Consider the following 14,250-nt stretch of genomic DNA (forward strand, 5'->3'; position numbering starts at 1 on the left):
GGCCAGGCAAGCGCGGGCTCTGTCCGCGCTTGCCTGGCCCAACGGGAGGAGATGTTCCGTCAGGAACTTCGACGACGGGCGGGAGACCCCCCGCCTTACACATCAATCGACCGAGCGATCAGTTCCTTCATCACTTCGTTGGTGCCGCCATAAATCATTTGCACACGGGCATCGGCGTAAAGACGCGCGATCGGGTATTCCATCATAAAGCCGTAGCCACCGAACAGCTGCAGGCATTCGTGCATGATTTCATTCTGCACCTCCGACCCCCAGTATTTGACCATCGATGCAGTCGCCGCATCAAGCTCGCCCGCCTCAAGTTTGCCAATGCAATCGTTGACAAAACTGCGCAGGACCTCCGCCTTGGTCTTGCATTCCGCCAACTTGAACCGCGTGTTCTGGAAATCCATCACGCGCTGGCCAAAAGCCTTGCGATCCTGCACGTATTTGACCGTCTCACCGATGGCAAAATCAATCGCGCCCAGCGCCATTATCCCGATGGTCAACCGCTCCCACGGGAGCTGTCTCATCAACTGATAAAAGCCCTGCCCCTCTTCCGGGCCCAACAGGTTGGTCATCGGCACTTTGACATCTTCAAAGAACAGCTCGGCCGTATCGTTGCCCTTCATGCCCAGTTTCTTGAGATTGCGACCCCGACGGAATCCCTCTGCCCCATCTGTTTCAACCGCAATCAGCGATACCCCCTTGGCACCCAACGACTTGTCCGTTTTGGCGGCGACAATGATCAGGTCCGCGCTCTGTCCATTGGTGATAAATATCTTCGACCCGTTGAGGCGGTAGGAATTGCCGTCCTTCTCCGCCGATGTCTTCACAGCCTGCACGTCCGAGCCGGTGCCCGGTTCGGTCATCGCCAGGGCCCCGACCATTTCGCCCGATGCCAGTTTGGGCAGCCACCTTTGTTTTTGGTCCTCACTGCCGTAGGCGGTGATGTAGTGCGTCACGATGGACTGAATGCCATACCCCCATCCTGCATCCCCACGCGCCGTCTGTTCGTAGAGAGTGACCGAGTCAAAGCCCATGCCGCCGCCGACACCGCCATATTCCTCGGGGATCGCTCCGGCCATCAGCCCGGTCTCGCCAGCTTTGCGCCAGAACTCACGATCCACAACGCCATTGTCGATCCATGCATCAACGTTGGGTGCCAGTTCATCATCCAGAAACCGGCCCGCCATATCCGCAAACATGCGGTGTTCGTCGGTGACCCATGCCGCGGTCGAAGTGAAAAGTGACATCCTACGCTCTCCAATCAGTCTTTCCTGAAAGGCTAACGGTCCGTTTGCTTCACGCCAATCCTCGTGACGCCGCGTCCCACCGTTGAACTACGCAACGTTCTTCGGCCCAAGCTGACCTAAGAACCTGTTTGTTTGAAACGGCTTACGTAAGTGCCGTCGCCAGCAGATGCCGGGCCGCATCTTTGGCATGTTCAGCTGGGTCGCAGTTTTTTAGAAGAACGGCGGATACGATGGCCCCTTCTTGCAACAATACGATCTGACGGGCGAGTTTTTCAGCGTCATGTACGCCGGCCCGTTCGGCCACGGACGTGAAATGCACTAGCAACAGCTGCTTGTGCTCTGCCGCCTGCACATGGATCGGGTGATCTGCCTCCTGATATTCAGCCCCGGCCTTGATGAACATGCAGCCGCGAAAGCCGTCTTCCTCAAACCATTCCTTCAGCGCATCGAAGCTGGCGACGAGTTGCTCGGCCGGTGTATCCGCCAGTTCGCCAATGCGCTGATAGAACCAGGCGCGAAAGTTCTCGTCTCGCAGTCGCAGCGCCGCTACGATCAGGTCTTCCTTGGTGCGGAAGTGCTTGTACATCGACGTCTTTGAGACACCCGTTTCCATCACCAGCTTGTCCATACCGGTCGCGTGAAACCCGTCGCGATAAAAGACCTTCAAGGCCTTGCTGACCAGTTCATCCCGTTTGTTTGGGCGCATGATTCGGCTCCATGGTGTACCGTTCTGTACATATTGACCTGAAGCGTGATGTACAATGGCGCCAACCAAGCCATTGTTATTATATCCTTTTTCAAACCTCACAATCTCACACCAAATTTTCTCGGATTTCCACTTGCAAAAGTTAACAGATCGGTACACCTTTTGGTTAAGAGTTTACCGATCTGTACACCTAAGGATTCTCCGATGAGACGTCGCGCCAGCATTGTTCCACCTCAGTACATTCCATTCCTGCTGACCCTGGCCCTTCTTGCGGCCACACTGAACTGAAAGTTGCTGCACCATGCCTTGTCCTCCCTTGCCCCCTTTCAATTGCGAAACCGCCGCTCAAAAAGTGCGGATGGCCGAAAACGCCTGGAACAGCCGCGACCCTGACCGCGTGACCGCCGCCTATACCGAAGACAGTCAATGGCGGAACCGGGCCGAATTCCTGTCCGGGCATTCCGACATCCATGCCTTTCTGACCCGCAAGTGGTGGAAGGAACTGGACTATCGCCTGATCAAGGAGATTTGGGCCTTTGCCGGACATCGCATTGCCGTACGCTACGCCTATGAATGGCGGGACGACAGCGGTCAGTGGTTCCGATCGTATGGCAACGAAAACTGGGAGTTTGCCGAGGATGGGCGCATGTCACAACGCCATGCCTCGCTGAACGATTTGCCCATAGACGAAGACACCCGTCTGTTCCATTGGCCTTTGGGGGAACGCCCCGATGATCACCCCGGTTTGTCCGAACTGGGTCTTTGAAAGGACATTCCATGCCTCGCGCGTTTTCACAACTGACTTTCACCCCAGCCGTTCGTGCTCATCAAACGCGGATGGGATCGGCCAGAACTTATGCCAAGTTTCTGGATGCAGGCCCGCAGCAAGGCCATGTGATCGGGGACGCCGAAAAGGCGTTTATCGAAGCCCGCGATGGTTTTTACCAGGCCACCGTGTCCGAAACCGGCTGGCCTTATGTCCAGTATCGCGGTGGACCAGCCGGTTTCCTCAAGGTCCTTGGGCCCCACAGCATCGGATACGCCGATTTTTCAGGAAACAGACAATACACCTCGCGCGGGAATCTGGATGGAAATGACCGAGTCGCGATGATCCTGATGGACTACGCCAATCAGCGGCGTTTGAAGATATTGGGTCGGGTCACGTTCACCGAAGGGGCAAGTGCTGCCGCCAGCCTATATCCCGAAGGCACCGAAGCTACGTCAGAGCGCGCCGTGATCATTCAGGTCGAAGGTCTGGACTGGAATTGCCCGCAACACATCACCCCGCGCTTTACCGAAGACGAGTTGCGCCCGCATCTCAACACGCTGGGTCAACAGTTGGCCCAGCTGCAACACGAAAACGAACGGCTCAAGCAGCAACTGGCAGCTGCAACCTGACATCAACAAACGGGTTCGTCACATATGAAACAGGCATCAGAAGCCCCCATGATACGCCCAGCCCTAAGAATTGTTTCAGCTCTGGCCATCGGTTCCTTGACCGTGTTTCTTGTGATCCTGTTTGGGTTTTTCGTTTCGCCCAGCGCCGTCAGAACAACGCCGGACAGCCTCAACGCCTCTTTGCTGCTCGAACGCCTTTTGCAGCGATAGCAAAGAAAACTTACAGGAATCCCTGCCGACCCCTTGACCTTCCCGTCACTGGAAGCCCCATTTGGACGGTAAACGACCTGTCAGGATGAGTCGCATGGCGCACAGTACACAACTGAAGATTACGGGCCTGAATTGCGCCTCGTGCGTCGCCCGCGCCGAGGCCGCCTTGCAGGCGGTTCCCGGTGTGCAGGACGCCTCGGTAAACTTTGCCACCGAAACGGCAAATGTCGATTTTGACGGACCGGTGGCAGTTTTGGGCGACGCTTTGCAGACAGCGGGCTATCCGATTGCGAGCCAACAGGCTGTTCTGCAAATTTCAGGCATGACCTGTGCGTCCTGCGTTGCCAAGATCGAACACGGATTGCAATCAAGCGCCGGAGTTTTGACGGCAACGGTCAACCTTGCAAACGAAAGCGCGACAGTCACCTATGCCGAGGGCGCAACCGATGCGCAGACACTGGCCGGCATCCTAACGCAGCTTGGGTTTCCCACCGAACCCAAGGCGTCAAGCGGCAATTCCATGTCTTCTGAGGAAAAGACCAACGAGGCACGCCAACTGACCCAGTCTACATTTGTTGCGGCTGTGCTGGCGCTACCCGTTTTTATTCTGGAAATGGGCGGACACATGATCCCTGCCTTCCACCAGTGGGTTCACGCGACTCTCGGTCATCAAACCAGCCACCTGATCCAGTTTGCGCTGACAACTGCACTGCTGATCGGTCCCGGGCGCGTTTTCTATGCCAAGGGCATTCCCGCGCTACTGCGGGGTGCACCGGATATGAACGCGCTGGTCGCATTGGGCACGGGCGCGGCGTATCTTTTTTCGATCATTGCCACCTTCGCGCCGGGCCTGCTGCCGCAGGGAACGGCGAACGTCTACTACGAAGCCGCAGCGGTGATCGTTGTTCTGATCCTTCTGGGCCGCGTGATGGAAGCGCGGGCCAAAGGCAAAACCGGTTCGGCCATTCGCGCGCTGATCGGATTGCAGCCCAAGACAGCGCGTGTTGAACACGACGGGAAAACTCTGGACCGCCCTATCTCCGAGATCCGCGTGGGTGATGTTTTGCAAATCCGTCCGGGTGAACGGGTTCCTGTGGACGGCGACGTTCTTGACGGAACTTCCTATGTCGACGAAAGCATGATCACCGGAGAGCCCGTTCCAGTTGGGAAATCCGTCAGTGACGCTGTGGTCGGTGGCACAGTGAACGGCACTGGCGCGCTGCGCGTACAGGCGACGCGGGTCGGCGCGGATACGGTTCTGGCGCAAGTCATACAGATGGTCGAACAGGCCCAAGGGAGCAAATTGCCCATTCAAAGTCTCGTGGATCGGCTAACCTATCGTTTTGTTCCGGCGGTGATGGCAATTGCCGCTTTGACCATTGGCACGTGGCTGATCCTCGGACCGCCACCTGCCCTGCCGATGGCTCTGGTCGCGGGGGTTTCGGTCCTGATCATCGCCTGTCCATGTGCCATGGGTCTGGCGACGCCGACATCAATCATGGTGGGCACAGGGCGCGCTGCTGAGCTGGGTGTTCTCTTCCGCAAAGGCGATGCGCTGCAACAGCTGCAACAGGCCAAGGTCATCGCATTCGACAAAACCGGAACCTTGACCCTCGGCCGCCCTGAGTTGGACCACGTGGCCATGACGAACGGGTTTGAGCGGGCCGAGGTCTTGCGGCTGGCCGCAGCTCTGGAAGCGCGCTCTGAACATCCGATTGCCACGGCGATTGCGCGCGCGGGGCCATCCGATTTGCCAGAGGTGTCAGAGGTTCAGTCCCTGACCGGACTTGGCCTGAAAGGCCGTGCCGAAGGACGGGCGCTGCTGATCGGATCATACAAGCTGATGCAGCAACACAGCATCGACATAGCCGATCTAAAACCCGAGGCAGACGCCCGGGCCGCGCAGGGGGCCACGCCTCTGTTTCTGGCCATCGACGGCGTGGCGGCGGCAAGCCTGGCCGTTTCAGACGCTGTGAAACCCGGCACTGTCGAGGCTCTGGCGCGATTGCAAGACATGGGTGTGACCCTTGCAATGCTAACCGGGGACAACGCCCAAACCGCACAGGCACTGGCCGGAAGTCTGGGCATTGAGCATGTGTCTGCCGACCTGTTGCCCGGAGACAAACAACAAGCACTTCAGAGCTTGCGGGATGAATTCGGGACCCTTGCCTTTGTCGGAGACGGTATCAACGATGCGCCCGCACTGGCCGCTGCTGATATCGGCGTGGCCATCGGGACCGGTACGGATGTGGCAATCGAAGCCGCGGATGTGGTTTTGATGTCCGGAGATCTGCGCGGTGTTGTCAATGCGGTCGACATCAGCCGCCGAACAATACGCAATATCCGTCAAAACCTCGGCTGGGCCTTTGGCTACAATACACTTCTGATCCCGGTGGCCGCAGGTGTTCTGTACCCGCTCGGCGGCCCGTTGCTGTCGCCTGCGCTTGCGGCGGGCGCAATGGCTTTGTCGAGCGTTTTCGTGGTCACAAACGCATTGCGGCTGCGGCGGGCGCGCTCCAGCGCAGCAACTATTGGTGACGGACTTGGCAAGGAGATACACGCATGAATATCGGCGATGCCGCTACCCGGACCGGTCTTCCAGCCAAAACGATCCGCTACTACGAAGACATCGACCTGATCAAACCGCAGCGCGATGAAAACGGGTATCGCCGATTTCGCGAGCAGGATATCCACAAGCTGACCTTTCTGGGTCGCGCCCGTGCTTTGGGCTTCACGATTGATGACTGCCGCACCTTGCTGCAACTATACGAGGACGAAACCCGTGCCAGCGCAGATGTAAAGCAGGTGGCGCAGGACCATCTGGCGCAGATCGAGGCAAAAATCGCGGACCTCAAGGCCATGCGAGATACACTGAGTCACCTTGTCGACGCGTGCGCAGGCGATGACAGACCGGACTGCCCGATCCTGCAAGATTTGGGTGGCAAACCCTAACGCGGGGTTGCCCTTTTCGCCCGGCTTTGCTTTGTCTCTGCTAGACATTCTGGCACGCCGCGTGGGACGCGGCCCGTACCGGACAGCGGAGAGGATCACTATATGGCAAAAGTCGCATTCCTTGGCCTGGGCGTCATGGGCTATCCCATGGCCGGACATCTTCAGGCTGCAGGCCATGAGGTCACAGTATACAACCGCACCACCTCGAAAGCCGAGGCCTGGGTGGCCGCGCATGGTGGCGCAATGGGCCAGACACCGGCCGAGGCTGTACAGGGTGCCGAATTCGTTTTTGCCTGTGTCGGCAATGATGATGACTTGCGCGGGGTTTGTACCGGAGCGGACGGCGCGTTTGGCAGCATGTCCAGCGGCGCGATCTTTGTGGACCACACAACCGTATCCGCAAAGGTAACTCGTGAACTTTGCCAGGCCGCGTCTGACCATGGGATCGCCTTTGTCGACGCACCTATTTCCGGTGGTCAAGCCGGCGCTGAAAATGGCGTGCTGTCGATCATGTGCGGTGGGGATCAGACCGCTTATGCGACCGCAGAGCCGGTGATGAAGGTCTATTCCAAAATCTGCCGCCTGATTGGCGACAGCGGTGCTGGACAATTGACGAAGATGAGCAATCAGATTGCCATTGCCGGATTGGTTCAGGGCCTCAGCGAAGCCTTGCATTTTGCCGAGAAAGCCGGGCTGGACGGGCGGGCCGTCGTCGAGGTCATCAGCCAGGGCGCCGCCGGCAGTTGGCAAATGGCAAATCGCCACGAAACGATGCTGGATGATCAATTCGACCATGGGTTCGCGGTGGACTGGATGCGCAAAGACCTTGGCATCTGTCTGGATGAGGCAAATGAAAACGGAGCCTCGCTGCCTGTGACCGCACTGGTCGATCAGTTCTACAAAGATGTTCAGAAGCTGGGTGGCAGCAGATGGGATACATCGTCGCTGATCAAGCGGTTGCGTGCGCTGGGCTGATGGAAAAGGGGGCTGTCTGCCCCCTCTTGGCCCTTAGGCCAATTCACCCCTGAGGATATTTTCGGCCAGATGAAGTAGATCCCGGTGGTACAAGGACAGGGAAGCGAATGAGCGACTTGAATTCATTCTGGGCGGGTGCCCTGCGCGCGCAATGGGGGCTGGATGCCAGACTGGATCGTCTGGACGGGGAATACGACTTGAATTTCCTGGCCCGGGCCACCAACGGGCAGGACTATGTATTGAAAGTGATGCGCCCGGGATGTGACAAGGGGCTGGTTGATCTTCAGGTCAGAGCGTTGGAACACATCGCCGCACAAGCGCCGGGTCTGCCTTTTCCAAAAGTCTTTCCGGATCTGAATGGGACTGTTTTACCGGAAATCGAGGATTCTTTGGGCCAGCCCCGAATTGCATGGCTGCTCGAACGGCTACCAGGAGAATGCTACGCCCACGCCGCGCCGAAAAGCGAGGCGCTGATCCTGAAACTGGGCCGCGTTCTGGGCGCGACGGATCGGGCGCTCGACTCATTTCAGCATCACGGCCTTTACCGTACAGATTTCAAATGGGACCTGATGCAGGCCGGTTGGGTTGGTGATCAACTGGACGTGGTCTCTGATCCTGCCCGGCGCGGTATTTTGCGAGAAATCGTTGCCGAATTTGACGCAGTATTAGATCAGCTTGCCAATCTTCCAAAACAGGCCATCCACAACGACGTCAACGACTACAACGTATTGGTCGAAGGAGAGCCCGGTCAAAGGCAATCCGTGTCGGGCCTGATTGATCTGGGTGACATGTGCGCGGGGCCGCGCATCTGTGATCTGGCCATCGCGGGCGCGTATGTTGTTCTGGATCATCCCAAACCCGAACGCGCTTTGGCGGCTTTGGTCCGGGGCTACCATGCGGCCAACCCACTGCGCCCGGATGAAATCGATCTGATCTGGCCTTTGTTGCGCATGCGTCTGGCGGTATCCGTCGTGAACTCGACACTGATGGCCGCCGAAAACCCCGACGACCCTTATGTCACGATCAGTCAGGCCCCGGCCTGGCGGTTTCTGGAAGACGGATCGGTCAATGGTGGCCTGATGCCTGCGCGGTTGCGAGCCGCATGTGGGGTGCCTGTCACGGATGGGGCTGACCGTATCCACGCCTATCTGGCCAGTCACTGCGGACAGTTTGCGCCGATCTTCGATCGGGACTTAGACGAGGCGCCCATGGGTTCACTGTCGGTCGAAAACTCGGTTTGGCCTCAGAATCCGTTCCATATGACGCCGAACGAAGCTGCACGCGTAGGTGAGGAATTCGGGGATCGAATCTGGCTGGGCTATTACAACGAGCCTCGTCTGATTTATACTGAACCCGGTTTTCGCAAAGGGCCATGGAAAGCATCGGACCGGCGCACCGTTCATCTGGCCGTTGACGTTTTTGCACCAGCGGGAACGATTTTACATGCGCCATTGAGCGGCCGGGTCGAAGCGGTCGCGAACCGGGACGCCCATCTGGATTATGGCGGCGTGGTGATCCTGCATCATGAAACGCCCGAAGGTGATCCGTTCTATACGCTCTACGGTCATCTTGACCCTGAAGTGTACGACCGATTGAAACCGGGCGATCCAGTGGCTCAGGGCGCGGCGTTTGCCCAGCTGGGGGACGCCAGCCGGAACGGCGGGTGGTCGCCGCATGTGCATTTCCAGCTGGCACTGACAACCGAGGGCATGGAGGCAGATTGGCCCGGTGTGGGCGACCCGGATGAGATGTTCCTGTGGAACGCGGTTTGCCCCAACCCGGCGGCATTGCTGAACCTGTCGGATGACAAGGTATGCTATCAACCAATCGACAAGCAGGCGATTTTGCAAGGCCGTCTTGATCATTTTGGTGGCAACCTGTCGCTGACTTACGATGATCCGGTCATGCTGATGCGCGGCTGGAAACACCACCTGTTCGACGAATGGGGGCGCCCCTATCTGGACGCTTACAACAACGTTCCCCATGTGGGGCACGCGCATCCGCGGATTCAGGCCGTGGCGGCAGATCAACTGAAACGCATGAACTCGAACACGCGGTATCTGCATCCTGCGCAGACTGCGTTCGCCGAGAAGGTGTTGTCTAAGTTGCCCGATGGTTTCGAGGTCTGCTTCTTCGTCAACTCTGGCACCGAAGCGAACGAACTGGCCCTACGGCTGGCGCGCGCGCATACCGGGTTCAAAGGCATCGTGACGCCGGATCACGGTTATCACGGAAACACCAATGCGGCGGTGGCGATTTCCGCTTACAAGTTCAACAGACCGGGCGGCGTTGGTCAGGCCGATTGGGTGGAACTGGTTGAGGTTGCCGATGACTATCGCGGCTCGTTCAAACGGGATGATCCCGACCGTGCTCAGAAATATGCCGATCTCGTCGATCCGGCAATTGCGACGTTGCAGAACAAAGGTCAGGGTGTTGCCGGTTTCATTGCCGAAACCTTCCCCTCGGTGGGCGGGCAAATCATTCCGCCCAAAGGCTACCTGCCTGCGGTTTACAAGAAAATCCGCGCCGCAGGTGGGGTGTGCATCGCAGATGAGGTGCAGACCGGGTTGGGTCGGCTGGGCGATCACTATTTCGGATTTGAGCATCAGGGGGCGCAGCCTGATATCGTTGTGATGGGCAAACCGATTGGCAACGGCCACCCTTTGGGCGTTGTGGTGACGACAAGGGAAATCGCGAGGAGCTTTGACAACGGGATCGAGTTCTTCTCGACCTTCGGCGGATCGACCCTGTCCTGCCGGATCGGCAAAGAGGTTCTGGACATCGTGGACGACGAGGGTTTGCAGGACAACGCTCAAAAGATGGGTGCGCGGTTGATGGCGGGCCTGCGTCAGATCGAAGCTGATTTTGGCTGCGTTGGCGACGTACGAGGTATGGGTTTGTTTGTCGGGGTCGAACTTGTCAATCCGGACGGGTCAGAAGCCACCGAGATCTGCAAATACGTCAAGAATCGCATGCGCGATCACCGTATTCTGATCGGCAGCGAAGGGCCGAAGGACAACATCCTCAAAATCCGTCCGCCTCTGACCATCGAAGCCGACGATATCGACATGATCCTATGGGCCTTGCGCGACGTGTTGTCCGAGGTGGGCAACTACGCCCCCACCCCGGTCTGCGACCACGACCATCACCACGCGGGATGTGGGTGCTGCTGACAAAAAATCCCGGCCAATGCGCCGGGGTTTTTGTATTGCCGATCAATGGAAGACGGACGAGGGGGTCAGGTGCCCGGTTGTTGGCAAAGGCATGGCGGAGGTCATGCGGCGCAAGGCCAGCCCCAGCTCTTCGGACAATGAGGCCAGAGCAGGCGCAAAATCCGGGCGCACGATCAGCGAGGCCATCATCATCGCATCTTCGCGTGCACCTTCTGCGGCCGCCGCGATCATCTGGGCGAAACAGTTTTCATCCGCCCCCAGACAGGTGCATCCCAAACCGTGACGTATCAGCGGACGGCGGCCGTGACTGGTACACAGTGAACACAGGCGATCCAGCGTCAGCATCGCGGCGCGCCCATGATCCTGGCCCAACGCTATGTCAAAATCGCTGGCCGCATCCGCCCGACCGTTGGGGCCATCGCTCCAAAGACGCAGGTAAAGCACCGCGCCCGCCTCGACCGGATCAAGATCCGTCAGGCGGCCAACGGCTGCGCCGCCCCGAGACGAAGGCCCGCTCATTTTGTCAGGATCAGCTTGCCAGCGCGGGTGATCCGCAGCGTGTACAGCTGATCACCCAGTTCGATATGAGCCAGATTTCCGCCCTTGGTCAGGTCTTCGGCCTTGTGTGCAGGAAGCATGGATACGGCAAAGGATTGAGTGGCGGTGGGGGTCTGCGCATTCATTTGACAACTCCAGGGTTTCTCAGGCAACGGCCCTAACTGTTTGCGTTTTCAAAGACCTGGCTGACCCAATCTGGGTTGGCTGTCGTGCTCTGCCTTTAACCTGATTATTTTTGTAAGGATTGTCAAGCAGTGCTTTGGACTGTTCGGAAAAAAGCGCGATTGCAGGCCCGCGCGGTGCACGCTAGGTCTGTGCACAGAGGTAAAAAAGGCAATGGTTCCATGCACGCAGCGATTGTATTTGATCTGGACGGAACGCTTGTCGACAGCTTAGGCGACATCGCAAACGCGGCCAATCGAACCCTGGATGATGTCGGATTGCCCCCCCTGACCCGGGAGGAGATTGGGCGATTCGTTGGAAACGGGCTGCCTAAACTGGTCGAGCGCATGATGCTGCATTGCCAATTGCCAATGGATCGCCATGGCGAACTGACACAACGAACTCTCGCGCACTATACGGCTGGCGCCAGCGAAACGACTGTCCCCTACCCCGGCATCCCCCAGGCATTGGCCGACCTTCAAAGCCAGGGTTTTGCTCTGGGTGTGTGTACCAACAAACCCGAGGCCCCTGCCCGCCATGTGCTGAAGGCCCTGAACCTGTCAGAGTTCTTCGACGCTGTTTTGGGCGGTGACAGCCTGAACACCCGCAAGCCAGACCCACAGCATCTGTTTGCCAGCTTTGAGGCGCTGCAATCGCAAGGGCCTCGCCTGTTTGTCGGCGACAGCGAGGTCGACGCGGAAACGGCGGTGCGCGCTGACATCCCGTTCCTGCTGTTCTCGCAAGGCTATCGCAAAACACCTGTGACAGAGATCCCCCACACCGCCGTATATGACAGAGCAGCCGAGTTGCCTGCGCTTGTGCAACGAATGCTGCAAGCGTCGGATCAGCTGAAGTAGGTCAGGAAAACTGGACCCCAAAAATTATTGAGGGGCCGGCCGAGGGGGTAGTGACCAGCCCCTCATCGGGGAAAACTGTTGTTTGGTCAGGAGGGACCAAGTGGTTGTCCCTTGTCTACCGTGTCAAACGGGGCGGCGAAATTGGGGGTTTCCCGTAGATACGCAGGTTTTCCGAAAAAACCGCAGGCAAATAACGCAATTGCGCGCGTTTGAATCGGTTGGCTATGGTGGCAAGGGCAAGCGGGATGAAAGGGTTGGACATGTCCGGTTCGGGGGATGGCACGGCAAGACAACGCATACCCGTTTTACAGGGCATCTTGCCGTTGAACCGGGCATCCATACCCACCGAGATATTGGCCGGTCTCAGCTTTGCCTGCCTCGCCATACCCGAGGTCATGGGCTACACCAAAATAGCTGGCACGCCGGTTGTCACCGGTCTTTATACGATTCTAGTGCCGATGGCCTTGTTTGCGCTGTTCGGATCGTCCCGGCATCTTGTGGTCGGCGCGGATTCGGCAACTGCGGCCATCACCGCCTCGGCCCTGGCCGGGCTGGCGGTCACGGGTTCATCCGAATATCTAGCCTTGGCGTCCTTGCTGGCTCTGATGGCCGGCTGTCTGCTGATTGCGGCCCGCCTCATCGGATTGGGGTTTCTGGCCGATTTCCTCTCGAGAACCGTTTTGATCGGTTTTCTGACGGGGGTTGGTATTCAGGTCGCCGTCGGAGAGATACCGGGTATGTTGGGTCTTTCTGTTGAGGGACACGGAACCTATGCCAAGCTGCTGGGAACTGCGCAATCCATCGCGCAGGTCAATTGGCCGACACTTGCGATCTCGGCGAGCGTGCTTGGGGTGGTTGTGGGCTGCCGCTTCATCTCGCCCAAGGTTCCCGGCCCGCTGATCGCCATCCTTGGCGTGATCCTGTGCAGTTGGGCCTTGCAGTTGGACTCTGGCACTGTTGCGCTGCTGGGTCCCATACCCGGCGGACTGCCGTCGCTCTCTCTGCCTGACGTTCAGTGGAGCTGGGCCTTGTTCAAACAATTGCTGCCCACCGCGCTTTCGATCTTTGTGGTCATTCTGGCGCAAAGCGCTGCAACCTCGCGTGCCTATGCCGCCCGATATGATGATCGGTTCAGCGAAGACACCGATCTTGTTGGCCTTGGGGTCGCCAATCTGGGTGCCGCCGTCACGGGCACATTCGTGGTCAATGGCAGCCCGACCAAGACCGAGATGGTCGCAAGTGCCGGGGGTCGAAGCCAGATCGCGCAGCTGACAACGGTCGGGATCGTTCTGGTGGTGATCCTGTTTCTGACCGGTCCCTTGGCCTTCATGCCCACTGCGGCCCTATCTGCAGTGGTTTTCATGATCGGCCTCAAACTGATCGACTTGCGCGGATTGACAAGAATTTATCGTCAGGCCCGATCGGAATTCTGGGTTGCGGCTGCGACGGCAGCTGTTGTGGTTGCGGTCGGCGTGGAACAGGGCATCATCTTTGCCATGGTCCTGTCTTTGATAGACCATACGCGACGAGGGTATCGCCCCAAGAACTCGGTCATTGTTCGGGCCCAAACCGGAGGCTGGCATTCGAAAGCACTGAGCGTACCGAACCAGTTCGACCCGGGACTGGTGATCTACCGGTTTTCGCATGGGATGTACTACGCCAATGCCCAGCGGTTCACCGATGAAGTGACACTGATCCTGAAAGACAGCCAGGAGGTCGAGTGGTTCTGCATCGATGCCTCGGCCATAGATCAGATCGACTACACCGCCGGATACACTCTGTGCGCGATGGCGCGGGACCTCAAAACCAAAGGCGTGCATCTGGTCTTTGTATTGCTTGATCCCGATGTCCGCACGGAACTTGATCGCTATGGGCTGACGGACCTGATCAGCACACAGGCCTATTTCGAAACCGGAGCCGAATTGCTTGAAGCCTTTCATGACCGAGCGCGTTCTACCCCCTGAAATCCCACATCACGCGCGTTCAGAACCGCATTGACGACTTTC

12 protein-coding genes and 1 pseudogene are annotated in these 14,250 nt (G+C 58.3%); 9 read left to right on the forward strand and 4 right to left on the reverse strand.

Annotated elements, in window-relative coordinates:
- Positions 1-95 precede the first annotated feature (95 nt).
- Positions 96-1,253: an acyl-CoA dehydrogenase family protein gene (locus ACR0L4_RS12095; protein WP_480513241.1), complete on the reverse strand. Its 1,158-nt coding sequence runs from the start codon at positions 1,251-1,253 to the stop codon at positions 96-98.
- Between the two features lie 142 nt (positions 1,254-1,395).
- Positions 1,396-1,959, reverse strand: a complete 564-nt coding sequence (locus tag ACR0L4_RS12100) for a TetR/AcrR family transcriptional regulator (RefSeq protein ID WP_480513243.1) — start codon at positions 1,957-1,959, stop codon at positions 1,396-1,398.
- A gap of 301 nt (positions 1,960-2,260) precedes the next feature.
- On the opposite strand from ACR0L4_RS12100, the gene ACR0L4_RS12105 reads away from it, so the two are divergent.
- From ACR0L4_RS12105 to ACR0L4_RS12135, 7 genes and pseudogenes are all read left to right on the forward strand, one after another.
- Positions 2,261-2,725: a nuclear transport factor 2 family protein gene (locus ACR0L4_RS12105; protein ID WP_480513244.1), complete on the forward strand. Its 465-nt coding sequence runs from the start codon at positions 2,261-2,263 to the stop codon at positions 2,723-2,725.
- A gap of 11 nt (positions 2,726-2,736) precedes the next feature.
- Entirely contained in the window at positions 2,737-3,357 is a 621-nt protein-coding gene (locus ACR0L4_RS12110; RefSeq protein WP_480513246.1) for a pyridoxamine 5'-phosphate oxidase family protein, read from the forward strand.
- A 48-nt stretch (positions 3,358-3,405) separates the two neighbouring features.
- Positions 3,406-3,567: a hypothetical protein gene (locus ACR0L4_RS12115; RefSeq protein ID WP_480513248.1), complete on the forward strand. Its 162-nt coding sequence runs from the start codon at positions 3,406-3,408 to the stop codon at positions 3,565-3,567.
- A gap of 85 nt (positions 3,568-3,652) precedes the next feature.
- A complete protein-coding gene (locus tag ACR0L4_RS12120; protein WP_480513249.1) occupies positions 3,653-6,133 on the forward strand; it encodes a heavy metal translocating P-type ATPase in 2,481 nt (826 codons plus the stop codon).
- The gene (gene cueR / locus ACR0L4_RS12125) at positions 6,130-6,519 is read left to right on the forward strand and encodes a Cu(I)-responsive transcriptional regulator (protein WP_170749533.1); all 390 of its coding nucleotides are present in this window, start codon (positions 6,130-6,132) and stop codon (positions 6,517-6,519) included. Before ACR0L4_RS12120 ends, cueR begins: the two co-directional genes overlap by 4 nt.
- Positions 6,520-7,494 (forward strand): annotated as a pseudogene (locus tag ACR0L4_RS12130) (NAD(P)-dependent oxidoreductase); the annotation flags it as partial.
- 107 nt (positions 7,495-7,601) lie between these two features.
- On the forward strand, positions 7,602-10,667 hold the full coding sequence (locus ACR0L4_RS12135) for an aminotransferase class III-fold pyridoxal phosphate-dependent enzyme (protein ID WP_480513252.1): 3,066 nt from the start codon (positions 7,602-7,604) through the stop codon (positions 10,665-10,667).
- A 42-nt stretch (positions 10,668-10,709) separates the two neighbouring features.
- Here ACR0L4_RS12135 and ACR0L4_RS12140 read toward each other — a convergent pair whose 3' ends face one another.
- Positions 10,710-11,186, reverse strand: coding sequence for a hypothetical protein (locus ACR0L4_RS12140; RefSeq protein ID WP_170749536.1), 477 nt, complete (start codon positions 11,184-11,186; stop codon positions 10,710-10,712).
- The gene (gene hemP, locus ACR0L4_RS12145; RefSeq protein WP_170749537.1) at positions 11,183-11,350 is read right to left on the reverse strand and encodes a hemin uptake protein HemP; all 168 of its coding nucleotides are present in this window, start codon (positions 11,348-11,350) and stop codon (positions 11,183-11,185) included. The genes ACR0L4_RS12140 and hemP overlap by 4 nt, the downstream gene beginning before the upstream one ends.
- Positions 11,351-11,569: 219 nt before the next feature.
- Here hemP and gph point away from each other — a divergent pair, with 219 nt between their 5' ends.
- Entirely contained in the window at positions 11,570-12,244 is a 675-nt protein-coding gene (gph, locus tag ACR0L4_RS12150; RefSeq protein ID WP_480513255.1) for a phosphoglycolate phosphatase, read from the forward strand.
- Between the two features lie 245 nt (positions 12,245-12,489).
- Positions 12,490-14,208 (forward strand): SulP family inorganic anion transporter, encoded by a 1,719-nt coding sequence (locus tag ACR0L4_RS12155; protein WP_480513256.1) that lies wholly within the window; start codon positions 12,490-12,492, stop codon positions 14,206-14,208.
- Positions 14,209-14,250 lie beyond the last annotated feature (42 nt).

The organism is Ruegeria sp. AB5, assembly GCF_056542645.1.

Excerpts from the sequence above, each read along its gene's own strand:
- ACR0L4_RS12115 (WP_480513248.1), top strand. The coding sequence starts at position 3,406 with ATGATACGCCCAGCCCTAAGAATTGTTTCAGCTCTGGCCATCGGTTCC.
- ACR0L4_RS12110 (WP_480513246.1), top strand. The coding sequence starts at position 2,737 with ATGCCTCGCGCGTTTTCACAACTGACTTTCACCCCAGCCGTTCGTGCT.
- ACR0L4_RS12105 (WP_480513244.1), top strand. The coding sequence starts at position 2,261 with ATGCCTTGTCCTCCCTTGCCCCCTTTCAATTGCGAAACCGCCGCTCAA.
- gph (WP_480513255.1), top strand. The coding sequence starts at position 11,570 with ATGCACGCAGCGATTGTATTTGATCTGGACGGAACGCTTGTCGACAGC.
- cueR (WP_170749533.1), top strand. The coding sequence starts at position 6,130 with ATGAATATCGGCGATGCCGCTACCCGGACCGGTCTTCCAGCCAAAACG.
- ACR0L4_RS12155 (WP_480513256.1), top strand. The coding sequence starts at position 12,490 with ATGAAAGGGTTGGACATGTCCGGTTCGGGGGATGGCACGGCAAGACAA.
- ACR0L4_RS12140 (WP_170749536.1), bottom strand. The coding sequence starts at position 11,186 with ATGAGCGGGCCTTCGTCTCGGGGCGGCGCAGCCGTTGGCCGCCTGACG.
- ACR0L4_RS12100 (WP_480513243.1), bottom strand. The coding sequence starts at position 1,959 with ATGCGCCCAAACAAACGGGATGAACTGGTCAGCAAGGCCTTGAAGGTC.
- hemP (WP_170749537.1), bottom strand. The coding sequence starts at position 11,350 with ATGAATGCGCAGACCCCCACCGCCACTCAATCCTTTGCCGTATCCATG.
- ACR0L4_RS12135 (WP_480513252.1), top strand. The coding sequence starts at position 7,602 with ATGAGCGACTTGAATTCATTCTGGGCGGGTGCCCTGCGCGCGCAATGG.
- ACR0L4_RS12095 (WP_480513241.1), bottom strand. The coding sequence starts at position 1,253 with ATGTCACTTTTCACTTCGACCGCGGCATGGGTCACCGACGAACACCGC.
- ACR0L4_RS12120 (WP_480513249.1), top strand. The coding sequence starts at position 3,653 with ATGAGTCGCATGGCGCACAGTACACAACTGAAGATTACGGGCCTGAAT.